The organism is Campylobacter sp. BCW_6465 (assembly GCF_001762815.1).
Taxonomy (GTDB): Bacteria; Campylobacterota; Campylobacteria; order Campylobacterales; family Campylobacteraceae; genus Campylobacter_D; species Campylobacter_D jejuni.
The window spans coordinates 1-2,661 of record NZ_MJXN01000094.1 but is presented as its reverse complement, the minus strand read 5'-3'; the positions used below and the strand labels follow the sequence as shown (position 1 = coordinate 2,661).

The 2,661-nt window shown below is 34.7% G+C and carries 1 protein-coding gene; it reads left to right on the top strand.

The window, feature by feature from the left end; all coding sequences use genetic code 11:
- Positions 1-78 precede the first annotated feature (78 nt).
- Positions 79-2,661 (top strand): conjugal transfer protein TraG N-terminal domain-containing protein (locus tag AJ886_RS07050; RefSeq protein ID WP_070287453.1); only part of this gene is annotated, 2,583 nt, incomplete at its 3' end.

Genomic DNA, 2,661 nt, shown 5'->3' with positions numbered 1-2,661 from the left:
ATGCCAAAGGTAGCCGCCTTTGGCATCTACCTTTTATAATTATACCAAACAAACTCTTTAACTTCTTTAATATAATCCATGAAAAGATTTTACTTTTTATTCCTTAGCACTTTGTTTTTTGCACCTTCATTTTTATTTGGTGCAACTGAAATAGCTAATAGCAATTTAATTTATACTTGGGGTTATGGCGATGTGATGAATGAAATCATGCAAGCTGTTAAAGGTATAACCACTGAAACAAGTTATATCGTTAATGCAGCCTTAGCTATCTCATTATTGCTTTTTAGTATCAAAAAAGCAATGGATGGACAAACAAATCCTGTGTTTGAATTTGGAAAAATGTTTATACTTTTTGCTGTAGTGTGGCAGATGTTTTTAAGGGCGCCAAATGACAATAGTCACCGCTTCATGATTCACGATGAAGTAACAAGTAAAGATTATGTCATTTCTCAAATTCCTATAGGCATAGGAAAAAGCTTTGCATTAATGACACAATTTGAGAAGGTTATCCTAGAAGCTATGGAAAAACATTTTTCAACTCCACAATCTACAAATTTCTCTAACGCAGGTTTAGGTTTTTCGCTTCAAGTGATGAGTACTTTACCAAGCGTAAAGCTTTCGGCTATTGATGCAACTTTACAAAAAAATATTGATTTTTACTTTAGAAACTGTGTTTCAGTAGGTATCTTACTTAATCAACAAGGTAGAAATCTTTTTCAAAATTCTGATAATTTGATGCAAGATCTTTTCACAAACATAGGCAATGGCTCTCAGCTTACTCCTTTGTTCACAAATAACAATAATGTTGAAGAACAAAGTGTTGTACCTTGTTCTGATGCAGGTCCTCAAATCGTTGAAATGATTCAAAACGATACAGATGAAGCTATGAAGATTCATGCTGCTTTGCTTGGTATGGTAGATGATATGACAAATTATGAGCAAAAGTTCTTAGGCGCTGCACAAATCTATAACGAACAAGCTGTAAGTGCTAGATCTTATTTACAGCAATCCATGATAATGCTTGCTTCTCAAGATGCAATCATTAATACCGCTAAATCAGTAGGATTAAATCCTGCTTCTGTGGCTGCAAATACTGCTTATGCGGATCAGCAATTTTACGCAAGTATGCAAGCACAAGGACACTTGGCACAAACTTATTTGCCTTTAGCTAAAGCTTATTTAACAGCTATTATCATAGGTTTATCTTGGCTTGTTGCTTTGCTTTCTATTGTATTTGGCTCTTACGCACATATTAAGATGTTTTTTACTTTATGTATTTGGATAGTGCTTTGGACTCCTATACTTTGTATTATTAATTTTATAAATGATTTTAATCTTATGAATGTTGCACAAGTAATAACAGGTGGAAAAGCAGCTTTAAGCTTAGGAGATAACATGCTTATATTCAAAGAAGTAGCAAGTAGATCAAATTTCATGAATTATCTTGTAATGAGTACTCCTGTTTTAGCTTATGCAATTGCTAAAGCAAGTGAGCAAGGATTTATAACTTTTGCTTCTGGATTATCTCAAGCTCTAACAGGTGCTTCAAGAGCTGCTGGAAGCTTTGCAAATCAGCAAGCTCTATCTACGCAAACAAGTATAGCTGCTCCTAGAGGAGATGAAGTTTGGGCTGTGGGTGCAGGTTATAATACTCTTCAATCTTCGTTTGGTGCAGGTGGTAGAAGTTTTATGGGAACAAGAGATATGCAACATGGTGGCGAATTAGTTAAAGATAATATGACTGGAAGTTCCGCTGTAATCAATGCTAATGGTTCTATAGGTAATGCTTCTATTAAAGGATTAAATGCTGGTATGACTGCAAGCAATTTAGAAACAAGAGCGCACGCTCTAAGTGATGCGATTCAAAATTCTAACCTATCTCAAAGAGCTTTAGAAGTTGCTAGTGGAAAAGGAGATAGCTTAGCCTTATCAGAAAACGATAGAAGTGCTATTGCTAATGCAACACAACATGCTTTAGCTAATGCTTATTCTAAAGCAACAGGTGTGGATGTAAAACAAGCTTATCAAGATATGATGAGTGGAAGTATTGGCGGTAATCTTAGTGGTGGTTTTAATCTTGGCTTTGGTGGCAAAGGCGGTGATAAAGGCGGTGATAAAGGGGGAAATCAAGCAAATGCTCAAGCAAGTGGTCAAATAGGAGGTAGTTTAACTACAAATTCAGTAGAATCTGAAGATTGGTATCAAAAACTAAGCAAAGATCAAAAAGAAACCTTTAATAAAACCTTTAACGAAAGTATTTCTAATGAAATTGGTAAAAATAGAGATGCAAGTGCTTCATTTAATAACCTTCTTAAAACAGGAAATGTTACAAATTCTGCTAGTATTAAAAGTTCTATGGATAGCTATAATGAAGCTAAAACGCTTAATAATTCAGTGGGTTATGATGGTGGCTCATCTATCGTTCAAGGCTATATCAATGAAAATTATGGTGGTGTAGTTAATAAAGAAAATGTGGCTTCTGCTGTGAATGCTGTTGAAAATATGGCTGCAAGAGGAGATATGCAAGGATTATCACACTATGCAGGAGTAAACTCTAATGTCAATTCAAATGGATTACACGAGCAAACAAAACATAATTATTATGATCCAAAAGGCACTATGACTGATCACAATAAAGCCATAGATGATTTAAATTCAAGA